We start from the raw sequence: 14,394 nt of genomic DNA, 5'->3' as shown, positions 1-14,394 counted from the left end.
TGGGGCTTTACTGGGCGCTTTTGAGTTCCGGGGACCGGATGGAGATTGCACAATGGTTCGTGGCCCTTGGTGGTGATGATGCGGCAAGTCCATCGGCGCTCGACCCTACCAGCGCACGCATGTTGGCCAGAGAAGTGGAGTTTGAGCAGGAGTTTCGCCGCATTATCAAGGCAACGCCACAGGACCTGTGCCAAAGATTTGCTGAGGAGGGGTTTCAAAACAAGGGATGGCGTCGTCTCACCATGGGGCCCGGATATGGCTGCAGCTCCGATGTGATTACCATTGGACGCGCCCCGCTCCTTGAAAGCAGGCGTGATGATGAGACCGCACAGGCAGCCGATCAAGCGACGGTGTTCTTTTCCATGCGCGGGCCGTCAGTCTCCGATGTAGCTTCGATCAGATTTCAGGGTACGGCGGGTCAGGATGCACTCATGCGCCCCGCTATTGGTCTCATAACCAATGCACTGGAAACGGTACTGGCTGATCTTGGCGAGGCACCGCCTGAAGGGGTTCTGACCGCTTTCCGGGAAGGGCGCAGTTTCGACCAGCGCATTGGCGGGGTGCATTGGAAGGTGTTGACGCTGTCAGGCCTCACCGAAGAGGGCGAGGCCAAACCTGTGAGCAGACACTTGCTTGCAAGGCGGACAAAGGGCGGTCACCCACCCTTTGTGCTGTTCCCTAATGGATTTTAGCTCATGCCGGGAAGAGGGATGAACTCTTCCACATCGCCCGGTACACTGCCAAACTTCATGGAGCGCCAGTCTTCCTTAGCCTGCTCGATACGTTCCTTTGAGGAGGAAACGAAGTTCCACCAAATGTGACGAGGGCCGTCCATCGGCTCGCCGCCAAACAGCATGATGCGTGCATTGTCCTTGGCGCGAACGGTCAAGGCATCACCAGCGCGCAAAACGAGAAGTTGACCCGGCTCAAACACGTCGCCATTGATCTCGATGCGGCTAGTCAACGTGTAGATTGCTCGCTCCTCATGGGTTGGATCAACCGGAAGAACCGACCCTGCGTTAAGCGAGATGTCTGCATAAAGTGTCTCGCTGGCTGTGTTCACGGGTGATGTCTGGCCATAAAGCGACCCTGCAATCAACCGCACGCGCTTGTCGTTGTCGGTGATCACCGGCATCTTGTCATTGGCATAGTGTTCAAAGGCTGGAGCCGTTTCTTCCATGTGTTTTGGAAGTGCAACCCAACTCTGAATGCCAAACAAGCTGCGCGGCGTGCCTTTCACTTCAGGACGCTCACGCTCGGAGTGAACAATCCCCTGACCTGCGGTCATCCAGTTCAGCTCTTCAGGCTTGATGATCATGTCGCTACCGAGGCTGTCTCGGTGGTAGACTTCGCCTTCCAGAAGGTATGTTACGGTCGACAGGCCGATGTGTGGGTGGGGGCGTACATCGATCCCGCCACCATGCAGAAACTCGGCAGGGCCCATCTGATCCCAAAAAATGAAAGGACCAACCATCTGACGGCTCTTTGTCGGCAGTGCGCGGCGCACCTCAAAATTGCCGATGTCATGGGCGCGCGGCACAATGACCTGCTCGATCGCGTTGATGCTCTGCTCATCGCCTGGAATTGGATCTGGCTGGTTTGGCAATGTCATGGCTATGGCCTTTCAATCGGGCATCGCCCTTTGGCGGTGCGTATGTCTGCGTTGAAATCAACATACCGTTCTCGGCGCGGATTGAAAGTGAACACACAGTACGCGTTTTAGTGAACAATCTTGAGGTTGAAGGCCTATTGTTGCTGTTTCGATGAATGAACAAGGATCAAAACAAATGCCGTTCGGCCAGTACGCTCTCAACAATGAAGTCACCTAGCATCTTGATCCGGCGAAGGTTCTTTGTGGTTTCATGGGTAAGCAACCAATAGCTGCGCTCAATGCGCCGCTCCGGCAGTACGCGCACAAATGTCGGGTCCTGATTGGCAATGAAAGCATGAAGCACCCCAATGCCTGCGCCCGCGCGAACGGCTTCTGTTTGGGCAAGCGCACTGGCGAACTCCAGTGAAGAGCGCCACCCCTTCAGGATTTCCTCGGTATAGTTGAGGGAAGGGGTAAACACGAGATCGTCCACATAACCGATCAGTCGGTGTTGCTTGAGATCATCGGAAGTAAGCGGTACGCCGTGTTTTTCAATGTACTCTCTGGAAGCATAGAGATTGAGGGAATAGTCCACCAGCTTGCGGGTCACGAGGCGGCCATGCTCGGGGCGCCCCACGTTGATCGCAATGTCTGCTTCTCGTTTCGACAAGGAGAAGCTGCGGTGGAGGGGGACCAGTTGAACAGTGAGATTGGGGTACTTCTCGTTGAACTCTCCGAGGCGAGGCGCAAGGAAGTTCACGCCGAAGCCATCCGGGGCGGCAATGCGCACGGTCCCGGAAAGCTCCACATCCATGCCGCCAATGACAGCTTGCGCATCCTGCATTTGCGCCTCCATCACCTCTGCGTATTCCAGAAAGCGTTCGCCTTCCGCCGTCAAGGAGCAACCTGTTGTTGCGCGCTCAAGAAGCTTTGTTTGAAGCGCATCTTCCAAGGCTGTCACCCGACGGGCGACCGTCGCGTGGTTGATACCAAGGCGCTGGGCAGCGGCGAGGATTTGCCCGTTGCGCGCAACACTCAAGAAAATGCGGGTGTCATCCCAGTTCATAGGATCTCCAATGCGGTTATGTGCTTTAATTAATGCACAACGGCTTCGTCAAATATCAGGTTGAACTGCAATAAATATAGTTCATTCTGGGCCTACGTAAAATCTGGTAATCTGCTGAAAAGCGTGATCTGGAAACTATTTGGGAGGAAGCAGATGGAACTGGGCCACTTTGTTGGAGGAAAGCGCGTACCTGGGCGCTCTGGTCGTTTCGGCAACATTTTCAACCCGGCAACCGGTGAAGTGACCGGCAAGGTCGCGCTGGCAAACCTTGATGAATTGCGTGAAGCAGTCACAAACGCTGCACAGGCACAAATTGGCTGGGGCGCTACCAACCCGCAGCGCCGGGCCCGCGTCATGATGCAGTTTGTCAACCTGCTTCACCGCGATATGGACAAACTGGCCGAAGTGCTCTCCAGCGAGCATGGCAAGACATTTCCGGATGCAAAGGGCGATATTGTCCGCGGTCTGGAAGTGGCGGAGTTCTGTATCGGTGCGCCTCATCTCCTGAAGGGTGAGTTTACTGAGGGCGCAGGGCCGGGCATCGACATGTATTCCATGCGCCAGCCGCTGGGCGTTGTAGCTGGCATCACGCCCTTCAACTTCCCCGCCATGATCCCGATGTGGAAGTTCTGTACTGCCATTGCGGCGGGTAATGCGTTCATTTTGAAGCCATCCGAACGCAACCCAACGGTGCCGGTCATGCTGGCTGAACTGATGATGGAAGCAGGCCTGCCTGAAGGCGTTCTGAACGTTGTGAACGGAGACAAGGAAGTCGTGGACGGCATTCTTGATGATCCGATCATTCAGGCCGTTGGATTTGTGGGTTCCACGCCAATTGCCGAGTACGTTTATACCCGCGGCTGCGCCAACGGGAAGCGCGTTCAGTGCTTCGGCGGGGCCAAGAACCACATGATCATCATGCCGGATGCGGACATGGACCAGGCCGTGGACGCGCTGATTGGCGCAGGCTACGGCGCAGCGGGCGAGCGCTGCATGGCCATTTCTGTGGCAGTACCTGTTGGTGAAGATACGGCGGATCGGCTGGTTGAGAAGCTGGCTCCGCGTGTGGAAGGCCTCAAGATCGGGCCCTATACAGCCGGTGACGATGTCGACTTTGGCCCGTTGATCACGCCAGAGGCGCTCTCACGGATCAAGGGACTGGTGGACCGTGGCGTGGAGCAGGGTGCAAAACTGGTCGTCGATGGCCGTGATTTCAAACTGCAGGGCTATGAAAACGGCAACTTCATGGGCGGCTGCCTGTTCGACCATGTTACCAAGGATATGGACATCTACACGCAAGAGATTTTCGGTCCGGTTCTGTCCGTGGTCCGCGCTAAAAACTATGACGAGGCGCTGGACCTGCCTATGAGCCATGAATACGGCAACGGCACCGCCATCTTTACCCGCGATGGGGATACGGCACGAGACTTTGCCTCTCGCATCAATATTGGCATGGTTGGTGTAAATGTGCCGATTCCGGTGCCGCTGGCTTACCACACGTTTGGCGGCTGGAAGCGCTCTGGCTTCGGCGATCTGAACCAACACGGTCCGGATGGTTTCAAGTTCTACACTCGTACCAAGACCGTCACGGCCCGTTGGCCGTCAGGCCTGAAAGACGGTGCAGAGTTCGTGATCCCAACCATGAAGTAGGGCTTGGCTGGCAAAGAAAACAAAAAACGGGCCTCAGATGTGGGGCCCGTTTTTTTGTTAGCGGGTAAAGCGCATCGTTTGGGACAGATCCCGTGCCGCCGCTGGAATGGCGGCCTTCCAGGAGTCCAGAGTTGCTTCATCCGTTCGGTGCTTGGGGCCACTGATGCCGATGGCGGCAATTACTTTGCCATCGCCATTCACCACAGGTGAGGCAATGCAGATCAGACCCATCTCGACTTCTTCGTTGTCGATGGACCACTGGCGTTGGCGGATGGCCCGCAACTCGGCGCGAAGCTCGTCTGCTGTGCAGAGCGTGTTTTCCGTCAGCCGCGGAAACGGGCCTTTGGCAAGGTAGTCTTCCTGACGCTGTTCGCTGGAGTAGGCCAGAATCCCTTTCCCCATGGCGGTGCAATAGAGCGGCGCTTTGTGGCCTGCCTTTGCAGCAACGCGAATGGAGTAGGGCGAGTCTATACGGTCCATGTAAAGCACGCTATCTTCGGTCAAGATGCCCACATGAACACTTTCCTTGAACTCCGCTGAAAGCCGCTCCAGAGTTGGCCGAATGACTTGGCGCAAGGAGAAATTCTCTTCGTAGATCTTGCCCAGCTCGAACAGCTTGATGCCCAGCGAGTAACGGGAGGTGTCTGTGTCTTGAGTGATCAGCCCATGGATCTGCATGGTGGCGAGAATGCCGTGCAACGTGCTCTTTTTTAGGTCCAGAGCATCACACATATCCATCAAGCGTGCGCTGTTCCCATTCTCTGCAATGAAGCTGAGTATGCTCACGGCACGGTCAATTGACTGGTTTGTCTTCTTCTGTTCCAAGGTTCAAAAACTTTCTTACCTAGTGCCGCCGGTTCACGAAGGTCTCTCAATCACAACGGGTGCTTGCGCTTAACGCAGAAGATGATTTTCAAGAACTGCCCTCTGTTGAAAATATTCGAACTGGTTCCTTATTGTCAAACCATTGGGAAAAAACACACTGTCGCATGGGGTTATGACGTAGTGCATGCAACCTATCCATTGTTGGTAAACACGTCATTGTTTTTAAATGTGTGCGTGATACACACTCAAGGATTGGTATTGAACACTTTGATCACCCTGTGGTTTTCGCGGCGTACACCTAATGATCCCGTGTGGCAAATTAGCGGAGGTTCATTGGGAACCGCCTTTGGGTGAGCTTTCCGGTGACACGTGGTTCTAACGGGTTCTGGAGAGAATAAGCAGCGCTGGGAAGCGTTGCGCTTGTGGCGTGGAGTAAAAAATGAACAAAAGAGTTGTGGTCACTGGCGGCACCTCACGGTTCGGCAAGGATGTGGTGAAGCGCTTCGTAGAAGCTGGCAACCACGTGCTGTTCACTGGCATCGAACATCGCGACGATGGGGAAGCCGTAGCCGACGAACTGAAAGCAATCAATGACGCAGTCACCATAGAGTATTGCCGTTGTAATCTCTCTTCAGAACAGAGCGTCAAGGAAACAGCGGGTGCGGTGGCAGAGCGCCTTGGCGGATGCGATATTCTGGTGAACAACGCAGCCAACCTGAAGTGTGGCGCGGTACACCAGATGGAAGTCTTCGCGTGGGAGCGGGTTTTCGACGTGGATGTGAAGGGCGTGTTTCTCACGTGCAAACACATCTTGCCCATGATGATGGAGCAGCACGGTGGTGCCGTGGTCAACATTACTTCGGATGCTGATGGGCTTACCGGTGGTAGTACAGCTGTGTCTACTTCTGCAAATGGTGCCGTTCTCAACCTGACACAATCAATGGCACTGGACTATGCAGACTACGGCATTCGGGTGAACGCTGTTTCGCCCATGGCGCTTGCCAGCAAGTTGTTTGCAAGAGGGGCTGCGCCAAGTGACCTTGTGAATTACGCCAAGTCCGTCCCGTTGAAGCGGATTGCAAAGCCGGTTGAAGTGGCTAATGCGGTCTTCTTTTTGGCAAGTGATCAGGCTTCTTTCATTACCGGCGTTAATTTGCCGGTGGATGGGGGCTTGAGCGCGTCTAGGGGCCCAATCAATCTAACTGGCCCGAGCTGAACGAGATACTTCTGGGCCTATCTGCTTGAAGCTAATTCAGCGGATAGGCGCAGGGAACTGAACCGACGTCCCGGCACGGTTCGAAGTATCCAACACGGCTGGCAGACCCATCCTGCCAGATCACTTGAACAGCAACGGCGTCAGCCGTCCCGGGAGCAAGAACCAAAGCGGTGTCTGCCAATGAGGTGCTGCTCGGCATGGCAAAGGGCGCCACAGAATTGCAGGGCGGAACCGGGAAACGTTCCTTAAGGCCCTTGTTGTCAATGGAATAACGCAGCTCCTTCAACCGGCAATGCAGAAGCAGGATCGGTTTGAAGTGGATGATCTGCTGGTCGGCCGTTTCCTGAAATGTGACCCAGCTCGTGAACTGGGAGCCCTCAGCAAGCTCCTTGTAAACCGCAAGGGGTGGCAATGTTGCTTTTTGAAGAGTGGTCTGTGCTGCGATTGTGGGAGCGTAGCCAAAGATCAATGCAAGGGCACTGGCGAGCATTTTTAGGTTTTGGGGGCGTGAAAACATGGGGCATCTTCTTCTGGTTTTTATAGATGCACCGTGCCTGACCTTTCCTGAGTGATCAAGAAGACGGCCTGAATCCATTCAATTCAGGCCGAAAACAGTTAAAGCGGTCTTTTTGTTACTCTGCGGCGAGCAATTTCGGCTCCCCGTTGTCTTGAATTGACCGGTGCCCCAAATAAAGCGCGCCGAAGCGGTTCGCCAGAAACGCTTCAAGAGGAATGTCCTCCTGCTTGATGAAGCCAGATTTGGCAAGGCGTCCCTCGCGGATCATGTCCAGCGTTGCGCAAATGCCGGCAGCCGTTGTGATCTGGATCGCACTCCAGTGAGTGCCTGCAATCTGGCCAGCGTTGATCTCGTTCAGGTAGGAACGTTCTTCCAGACGACCGTCAATCATGCCGCTTGCTGTAATGAATACTACAACGACATCCTGCTTGGTGGTCGGCAGCGCGGTCTCCATCACCTCTTTCAAAAGATCGCGGCGGTTCTTGAGGCCCAGATCTTGAAGCAGAAGGCTGATGATTTCCCGGTGGCCAGGATAGCGAATGCTTAGGTATTTGAGAGAGTTAACTTTGCCGCGAAGGGTTTCATGCAAGGACCCAAGGCCACCAGAGGTATTGAACGCTTCGTAGTCTACGCCTTCAAGCGAGAACGTTTCCAGTCCTTCAAGCGGCGCGACCTCCGTCAATGTGCCATCAACAATGGCAAGGCACGGGTTGCAATACTCGTTGATCAGGCCTTCGGTAGACCATGTCAGGTTGTACTTCAATCGGTTTGTAGGGTAGCGGGGCAGGGCGCCAACGCGCAGAGTAAGGTTCTCCAACTTGTCGAACTTACGGGCCAGATCATGGGCGGCAATTGAAACAAAGCCTGGTGCGAGGCCGCATTGCGGTGCGAAGGCAGAGCTGGCATCCTTGGCCAGATCCATTACGAGATTGGTAGAAGATACGTCTTCTGTCAGGTCTAGGTAATGCGTGTCGGAGCGCTTGGCGGCTCTGGCAATAACCGGGGTAAGGAAGAAAGGAGCAGCGGACAACACCGCGTCCACGTTTCCAAGCGCCGCAGCCAATGCATCTTCATCGCTGACGTCTATCCGAACCCGCTCAACATCCTTGAGAGCCTTCAAGGCGTCTTCGTTCTGGTCAAAGATGGCTATGGTGTAATCGCCGCTCTCTTTCAAAAGCGCTGCAATCATGACGCCAATCTTGCCAGCGCCAACAATTCCGACATGCCATTTCGTCATATGAGCCCTCCACTCGAATGCCTAAGCGCTCAAGTATACGGGCTGATACTTACGAAAGTGAGAGGGCAATCTGCCGAATTGTCGGTAATATCCGTGATTACGCTGATTAAATAGGTATTTTGACGGATTTCTGTCGAATTCCGCTAGGGGAGTTAGAATCAATTTAAACTCCCAATCCGCGGGCTCTGTACCTTTAAAGAGCAGAGCTAAGCGGATTTGATGGTGCAATCGGCTTTTGGCGTTCGAATTTTTTGGAGAGCACAATTGAGCTTCGGGAGCGCACCACGCCCGGGATGGCTGCAATCTCGTCCAAAATATCGTCCAACTCCTCAAGGCGGCTCGGTTCCACGATCAAGAACAGATCAAACTCACCGGAGATGGTGTAGCAAACGCGAATTTCCGGATAGGATTCCAGCTGTTTTACCAGTGTCTTGGATTGTTGCTGTGCCACAGAGAGCATGACAACGGCTTGAACCTGCTGCCCAGCGTGGACATCTCCCAAGAGCGCTGTATAGCCTGCAATGACGCCATTTCTTTCCAGCCGCGTGATGCGTTCCTGAACTGTAGACCGGGCTACATTGAGGCGTCTTGAAATAGAAGACACGGGTTCCCGTGCATTGGCTTGCAGGATGGAAATCAGTTTGCGGTCGAGGTCGTCTTTAATGTCAGGCATTAGCGATGGGTCCTTTTCCGGCAATATAACCGGGCCTCCGTGATTTTGTCAGGGCGATATTTATGCCTCTGACAAAATCACACAGAAAAAACGAGGCTAGGACGACGAACTGAGGCTGCTCAGAATGTCGGACTCGGTGATGCTACCAACAACCTTGCCATGATCGAGCACTGTTATGGGCTCATTGGTGGCCTTCTTGACCTCAATGACCTGCCGGAGCGGCGCGTCGGCAAGGCAGTTCGGGCGGCCAGCTTCGTGTACAGGTGCTTCAGTCACCGCGACGGGCGTCATGATGTCCTTGGCGCGAAGCACATTGAGTGGGTTCATGTGGGACACGAAGTTTGCCACATACTCATCCACTGGCTTGGTGACAATTTCCTGCGGAGTGCCGATCTGCACAACATGGCCGCCTTCCATGATTGCAATGCGGCTGCCAAGCTTGGCTGCTTCATCAAGGTCGTGACTGACGAACACGATGGTCTTGTTGAGCTGTTGTTGCAGTTCCAGAAGCTCGTCCTGCAGGTGCGCGCGAATGAGCGGGTCGAGGGCCGAGAAGGGTTCGTCCATCAACAGGATAGGGGCATCCGTTGCAAAGGCGCGGGCAAGGCCCACACGCTGCTGCATGCCGCCTGAAAGCTCATGGACATACTTGTTTGCGTAGTCTTTGAGCCCCACAAGTTCCAGCTGACGTTCAACCAACTCCCGCTTTTTTACGCCCGAAATGCCAGAGAGTTCAAGGCCAAAGCCAATGTTGCTGCGCACCGTGCGCCATGGCAGCAGCGCGAACTGCTGAAACACCATGGCAACGCCGTGGCGGCGCAGCTCTCTCAAGTCCTTGGTGCTGCAAGTGCCGGGATTGACCAATGCATCGCCATTGGAAACATGAACCGCCCCCCGGCTGATCGGGTTGAGGCCATTGATGGCGCGCAACAAGGTCGATTTCCCGGAGCCGGAAAGGCCCATGAGAACCAGCAGTTCGCCTTCCTCAATGTCAAAGCTTGCGTTGGCGACACCAACCAGCTGACCTGTTTCCTTGAGGATGTCCTCTCGCGAACGGTTCTGGTCCACCAGTTCAAGCGCTGCCTCAGGATTGTTGCCAAAGACAATGGAGACGTTCTCAAAGGAGATGGCGCGACTTGGGTTCAAGTCTCTCATTTGTTTGTCTCCGTCTTTTGATCGCTGCGGAAGAAACGGTCCAGGATGATAGCCACCAGCACAATTGCCGTGCCCACTTCAAAGCCCTTTGCAATGTTCACCGTGTTAAGTGCCCTAAGGGTGGGCACGCCAAGACCATCTGCGCCAACAAGGGCGGCAATAACGACCATGGAGAGTGAGAGCATGATGGTTTGCGTAAGGCCAGCCATGATGTTTGGCAGGGCGTAGGGGAGTTCGATCTTGAACAACTTTTGCCAGTAAGTCGCCCCGAATGCCTCACCTGCTTCCAAAAGATGCGTTGGTGTGGAAACAACACCAAGCTGCGTGAGGCGAATGGAGGCAGGCAGTGCGAACACGACGGTCGAGATGAGGCCCGGCACAACGCCCAATCCAAACAGGATGAGGGCCGGAATCAAATAGACGAAGGTTGGGATCGTCTGCATCAGATCAAGAACAGGCCGTATCCATTCGAAAAACTTGGGATGATGGGCGCTGTAAACGCCAATCGGTACACCAATCAACATGCAGATGAAGGCGGCACACAAGACCAGGGCGAGGGTCTCAGTGGTTTCGGACCAGTAGCCTTGGTTGATGATCAGCAGCAGGCTGAGCGCGACGAAAACAGAGAAGCCAATCTTGCGGCGCACGCCGTAGGCGAGCGCTGTGGCTAGTGCGACGATTATCAGCGGATGCGGTGTTGTTAGCGCCCACAAGACCGCATCAATCATCGCTTCGATTGCGATAGAGATACCATCAAAAAGGGCTGTGGCATTGTCGGTAAGCCAGTCCACTACCCATTTGGCCCAGGTGCCAATGGGAAGTTTGTGGTCGGTTAGCCAATCCACGCGAATACCTCAAATTTTAGTGTTTTGAACAGCACTGAACGCGTGGCGAGGGGCACTGAATCGCGTCCCCCGCCACCTTGCGAATGAATATGTTACCGAAGGCCGAGGGCGGACTTGGCCACAACCGGGCCGTCTTGGCCGTCAAAAGTAGTGACACCGTCAAGCCAGGCGTCAATTACCTCTGGGTTGTTCTTCAGCCATGCACGAGCGGCATCCTGTGGGTCTTCGCCTTCGTTGAGAATGGCGTTCATCAGTTCGTTTTCCATCTCAAGCGTAAAGGTGAGCTGGGTCAGGAACTTGCCGACGTTCGGACATTCGGCGGTATAGCCTGCACGCACGTTGGTGCGAACATCCGCGCCGCCATAATTCGGGCCGAAGAAGTCGTCGCCACCTGAAAGATATTCAATCTCGAAGTTGGAGTTCATCGGATGTGGTGCCCAGCCAAGGAAGACGATTGGCTGCTCGCGGCGAACCTTCCGAGAGACCTGTGAAAGCATGCCTGCCTCGGACGATTCAACCAGATCAAATCCTTCAAGATCGAAAGCGTTGGCCTCGATCATGTCCAGGATCAAGCGGTTGCCGTCGTTGCCCGCTTCGATGCCATAGATTTCGCCATCCAGTTCATCACGGAACTTGGCGATGTCGGCGAAGGACTTTAGGCCTGCTTCGTAAGTGTACTTTGGTACTGCCAATGTATACTTGGCGCCGACGAGGTTTGTTGCAATGGTTTCAACGGTACCTGCTTCACGGTAAGCAGCGATATCTGCTTCCATGGTAGGCATCCAGTTGCCAAGAAAAACGTCGAGATCGTTGTTGGCAAGTGATGCGTAAGTAACTGGTACGGAGAGAACTTTTACCTCTGGCTCATACCCAAGGGCGTCCAATACAACAGCAGCAGTTGCAGTGGTGGCGGTGATGTCGGTCCAGCCTACATCTGAGAAGCGCACGGTTTCACACGCTTCCGGATCCTTCGCCTGCACTGCGCTTGCGCTAAGTAGTATTGCGAGCGAAGAGCCAAGGGTTACAAGTGTTTTCTGTAGAGTAAAAGTCATGTAAATCCCCCATTTTAGAGTTTTTAATTGGCCTTATCTTTGTTTGACTTGCAATAATGCTGCCTATTTTAATTTTCTTCGGCCAATTGATGTGCGTCTTGTGATCGCCTCCTTAGCTATTAGGCGGTGCAACAATTTATATCAAGGGGAACTTTTTGCGAAAAAATACACCGGTATGCAAATCAATACTTTTCAATCGCTCCAAGGTACTCTAAAAGAGGGAAAATATTGATTGGCTGTTCAATCAATTTTCTTGTGTGTAAGGGGAAATTGGTATGGGGCGAGCGCAAACTGTAGCGGATCGCAAGGCGTCCATCATCAATGCAACGATTACCGTGATTCATGATCGTGGGTATTCTGAAGCGACAATGGCTCAGATCGCCAAGAAGGCCGGGGTCTCCACGGGCCTGCCGCATCATTACTTTGGCTCCAAGGCGCTGCTTTTGAACGCGACCATGGTCAAGCTGCTCAAGGATCTGGCCATGCAGGTCAAGTCCCGCATGCTGCCGTTGACCGACCCGAAGCAGCGAATTCGGGCAATCGTGCAAGGGAGCTTCAGTGCGGAGCAGTTCCGGCCTGAGGTCATCTCAGCCTGGCTGGCGTTTTACGTTCAGGCGCGAACCGAAACAGAAACTCGGCGACTGCTGCGCGTCTATCATGGTCGCCTGATATCCAACCTTATCCACGAGTTCACAGGCGTTATGCCACGGGCGAAAGCGGTTAAGGCCGCCAGATCCACAGCGGCGTTGATTGATGGGCTTTGGCTTCAGATGGCGCTTGCCGGTGACCATCCAGACCCACAAGAAGCCTCAGAAACGGCATTGGATCACGTTGAACTCGTACTTCAGGCACAGCCGGCGACAGAAGACGTCTGACGGGCTGTCAAAAACAACAAATTGAGCACTATGCAACCAGATTTCATCATCGTAGGGGCGGGCTCTGCTGGCTGTGCGCTGGCAAACCGCCTTTCTGAAGACCCGCGCAACAAGGTTTTGCTTCTGGAAATGGGAGGCACCGATATGGGGCCATTCATCCAGATGCCAGCAGCGCTGTCCTATCCCATGAACATGCCATTTTACGACTGGGGCTATCAGACGGAACCGGAACCGCATTTGGGCGGACGCCGTCTTGTGACGCCACGCGGCAAGGTGATGGGCGGCTCGTCCTCCATCAACGGCATGGTCTATGTTCGTGGGCATGCCAAGGACTTCGATACCTGGGAACAGATGGGTGCAAAGGGCTGGTCCTATGCGGAAGTTCTTCCCTACTATCAGCGCATGGAACAGGCTCACTCCGGCGATGCGGGCTGGCGCGGCCGAAAAGGTCCTGTGCATGTAACGCGCGGTGCGCGTTGGAGCCCACTTTACGATGCATTCGTCAAAGCGGGCGAACAGGCTGGGTACCAAACGACCGAAGACTACAACGGCTACAAGCAGGAAGGCTTCGGCGAGATGGAGATGACCGTCTACAACGGTCGTCGTTGGTCCGCCGCCAACGCCTACCTGAAGCCTGCCAAGTCCCGCGAGAACCTTGAAGTGATTTCGGGCGCCCTGACACAGCGCATCTTGTTTGAAGGCAAGCGCGCGGTTGGGGTGGAGTACAGAAAGGGCAATAACGTCGAGAAGGTTACCTGCACCCGCGAGGTCATCATCTCCGCGTCCTCAATCAACTCACCGCGGTTGCTGATGTTGTCGGGCATTGGTGACGCTGAAGCCCTTTCGGCTCAAGGCATCACGCCGCTTGTTCATCGGGCCGGGGTAGGGCAGAACCTTCAGGATCATCTGGAGCTGTATATCCAGCAGGCCTGCATTCAGCCCATCACCCTTTACAAGTACTGGAACCTGTTTTCCAAGGCGCTGATAGGTGCCCAGTGGCTGTTCACCAAGACTGGCAAGGGCGCGTCCAACCATTTTGAAAGTTGCGCGTTTATCCGCTCCAAGGAAGGGGTGGAGTATCCAGACATCCAGTTCCACTTCCTGCCGTTTGCCGTGCGCTATGACGGACAAGCCGCAGCAGAAGGCCATGGCTTTCAGGCTCATGTGGGCCCGATGCGTTCGAAAAGCCGGGGCGCTGTCACGCTGAATTCCGCAGATCCGTTGGAAGCACCGAAGGTGAAGTTCAACTACATGAGCCATGAAGAAGACTGGGCAGACTTCCGCCAGTGTATCCGCTTGACCCGAGAGATCTTTGGACAGGACGCGTTTGCGCCATTCCGCGGGGCAGAGATTCAGCCGGGTGCAGCGGTTCAAACCGACGAAGAGCTGAACGCCTTCATTGGGGAACACGCGGAGAGCGCTTATCATCCCTGTGGGACATGCCGTATGGGCGATGCAGAGGATGAGGGCGCGGTCGTCGATCCAGAATGCCGCGTCATTGGCGTGGAAGGCCTTCGGGTTGTCGACAGCTCCATCTTCCCGCAAATCACCAATGGTAACTTGAACGGCCCCTCCATGATGGTGGGTGAGAAGGCCGCGGACCATATTCTCGGTCAAACACCGCTGGCTCCGGTGCAGGATGCGCCGTGGATCCACCCCCATTGGCAAACGCAGCAAAGATAAGGACGAGAT

General features: G+C 54.7%; 14 protein-coding genes. 5 read left to right on the top strand and 9 right to left on the bottom strand.

The window, feature by feature from the left end:
* Positions 1–38 precede the first annotated feature (38 nt).
* Complete coding sequence (locus PUV47_RS04090; protein WP_274217188.1) at positions 39–692, top strand: DUF6030 family protein; 654 nt, start codon at positions 39–41, stop codon at positions 690–692.
* Here PUV47_RS04090 and PUV47_RS04085 read toward each other — a convergent pair.
* Together PUV47_RS04085 and PUV47_RS04080 are read right to left on the bottom strand one after the other, a co-directional pair.
* Positions 689–1,612 (bottom strand): pirin family protein, encoded by a 924-nt coding sequence (locus tag PUV47_RS04085; protein ID WP_274217187.1) that lies wholly within the window; start codon positions 1,610–1,612, stop codon positions 689–691. The genes PUV47_RS04090 and PUV47_RS04085 overlap by 4 nt on opposite strands.
* A gap of 166 nt (positions 1,613–1,778) precedes the next feature.
* Positions 1,779–2,657: a LysR family transcriptional regulator gene (locus PUV47_RS04080; RefSeq protein WP_274217186.1), complete on the bottom strand. Its 879-nt coding sequence runs from the start codon at positions 2,655–2,657 to the stop codon at positions 1,779–1,781.
* A gap of 153 nt (positions 2,658–2,810) precedes the next feature.
* Between PUV47_RS04080 and PUV47_RS04075 the strand changes: the two genes are divergently transcribed.
* On the top strand, positions 2,811–4,307 hold the full coding sequence (locus tag PUV47_RS04075) for a CoA-acylating methylmalonate-semialdehyde dehydrogenase (RefSeq protein ID WP_274217184.1): 1,497 nt from the start codon (positions 2,811–2,813) through the stop codon (positions 4,305–4,307).
* 57 nt (positions 4,308–4,364) lie between these two features.
* Here PUV47_RS04075 and PUV47_RS04070 read toward each other — a convergent pair whose 3' ends face one another.
* Positions 4,365–5,132, bottom strand: coding sequence for an IclR family transcriptional regulator (locus PUV47_RS04070; RefSeq protein ID WP_274217182.1), 768 nt, complete (start codon positions 5,130–5,132; stop codon positions 4,365–4,367).
* 439 nt (positions 5,133–5,571) lie between these two features.
* Here PUV47_RS04070 and PUV47_RS04065 point away from each other — a divergent pair, with 439 nt between their 5' ends.
* A complete protein-coding gene (locus tag PUV47_RS04065) occupies positions 5,572–6,348 on the top strand; it encodes an SDR family NAD(P)-dependent oxidoreductase (RefSeq protein ID WP_274217181.1) in 777 nt (258 codons plus the stop codon).
* A 31-nt stretch (positions 6,349–6,379) separates the two neighbouring features.
* Here PUV47_RS04065 and PUV47_RS04060 read toward each other — a convergent pair whose 3' ends face one another.
* The 6 genes from PUV47_RS04060 to PUV47_RS04035 form a co-directional block, all read right to left on the bottom strand.
* Positions 6,380–6,865, bottom strand: a complete 486-nt coding sequence (locus PUV47_RS04060) for a hypothetical protein (RefSeq protein ID WP_274217179.1) — start codon at positions 6,863–6,865, stop codon at positions 6,380–6,382.
* Positions 6,866–6,980: 115 nt separating this feature from the next.
* The gene (locus PUV47_RS04055) at positions 6,981–8,102 is read right to left on the bottom strand and encodes a saccharopine dehydrogenase family protein (protein ID WP_274217178.1); all 1,122 of its coding nucleotides are present in this window, start codon (positions 8,100–8,102) and stop codon (positions 6,981–6,983) included.
* 193 nt (positions 8,103–8,295) lie between these two features.
* A complete protein-coding gene (locus tag PUV47_RS04050; protein WP_274217177.1) occupies positions 8,296–8,775 on the bottom strand; it encodes an Lrp/AsnC family transcriptional regulator in 480 nt (159 codons plus the stop codon).
* Between the two features lie 96 nt (positions 8,776–8,871).
* Positions 8,872–9,930, bottom strand: coding sequence for a choline ABC transporter ATP-binding protein (gene choV, locus PUV47_RS04045; protein WP_274217176.1), 1,059 nt, complete (start codon positions 9,928–9,930; stop codon positions 8,872–8,874).
* On the bottom strand, positions 9,927–10,775 hold the full coding sequence (choW, locus tag PUV47_RS04040; RefSeq protein WP_274217174.1) for a choline ABC transporter permease subunit: 849 nt from the start codon (positions 10,773–10,775) through the stop codon (positions 9,927–9,929). The genes choV and choW overlap by 4 nt, the downstream gene beginning before the upstream one ends.
* Positions 10,776–10,867: 92 nt before the next feature.
* Positions 10,868–11,827 (bottom strand): choline ABC transporter substrate-binding protein, encoded by a 960-nt coding sequence (locus PUV47_RS04035; RefSeq protein WP_274217173.1) that lies wholly within the window; start codon positions 11,825–11,827, stop codon positions 10,868–10,870.
* A gap of 275 nt (positions 11,828–12,102) precedes the next feature.
* On the opposite strand from PUV47_RS04035, the gene betI reads away from it, so the two are divergent.
* Both betI and betA read left to right on the top strand, forming a co-directional pair.
* On the top strand, positions 12,103–12,702 hold the full coding sequence (gene betI / locus PUV47_RS04030; RefSeq protein WP_274217172.1) for a transcriptional regulator BetI: 600 nt from the start codon (positions 12,103–12,105) through the stop codon (positions 12,700–12,702).
* A gap of 30 nt (positions 12,703–12,732) precedes the next feature.
* Positions 12,733–14,385, top strand: coding sequence for a choline dehydrogenase (gene betA, locus PUV47_RS04025; RefSeq protein WP_274217171.1), 1,653 nt, complete (start codon positions 12,733–12,735; stop codon positions 14,383–14,385).
* Positions 14,386–14,394: the final 9 nt, after the last annotated feature.

Source organism: Pseudovibrio exalbescens, from assembly GCF_028737195.1.
In the GTDB taxonomy this organism is placed as follows: Bacteria; Pseudomonadota; Alphaproteobacteria; order Rhizobiales; family Stappiaceae; genus Pseudovibrio; species Pseudovibrio zosterae.
This window is presented reverse-complemented; position numbering and strand designations above follow the sequence as displayed.

Coding starts and splice junctions, on each gene's coding strand:
- PUV47_RS04035 (WP_274217173.1), bottom strand. CDS start 11,827: ATGACTTTTACTCTACAGAAAACACTTGTAACCCTTGGCTCTTCGCTC.
- betI (WP_274217172.1), top strand. CDS start 12,103: ATGGGGCGAGCGCAAACTGTAGCGGATCGCAAGGCGTCCATCATCAAT.
- choV (WP_274217176.1), bottom strand. CDS start 9,930: ATGAGAGACTTGAACCCAAGTCGCGCCATCTCCTTTGAGAACGTCTCC.
- PUV47_RS04085 (WP_274217187.1), bottom strand. CDS start 1,612: ATGACATTGCCAAACCAGCCAGATCCAATTCCAGGCGATGAGCAGAGC.
- PUV47_RS04090 (WP_274217188.1), top strand. CDS start 39: ATGGAGATTGCACAATGGTTCGTGGCCCTTGGTGGTGATGATGCGGCA.
- PUV47_RS04060 (WP_274217179.1), bottom strand. CDS start 6,865: ATGTTTTCACGCCCCCAAAACCTAAAAATGCTCGCCAGTGCCCTTGCA.
- PUV47_RS04075 (WP_274217184.1), top strand. CDS start 2,811: ATGGAACTGGGCCACTTTGTTGGAGGAAAGCGCGTACCTGGGCGCTCT.
- PUV47_RS04080 (WP_274217186.1), bottom strand. CDS start 2,657: ATGAACTGGGATGACACCCGCATTTTCTTGAGTGTTGCGCGCAACGGG.
- PUV47_RS04050 (WP_274217177.1), bottom strand. CDS start 8,775: ATGCCTGACATTAAAGACGACCTCGACCGCAAACTGATTTCCATCCTG.
- betA (WP_274217171.1), top strand. CDS start 12,733: ATGCAACCAGATTTCATCATCGTAGGGGCGGGCTCTGCTGGCTGTGCG.
- PUV47_RS04065 (WP_274217181.1), top strand. CDS start 5,572: ATGAACAAAAGAGTTGTGGTCACTGGCGGCACCTCACGGTTCGGCAAG.
- PUV47_RS04055 (WP_274217178.1), bottom strand. CDS start 8,102: ATGACGAAATGGCATGTCGGAATTGTTGGCGCTGGCAAGATTGGCGTC.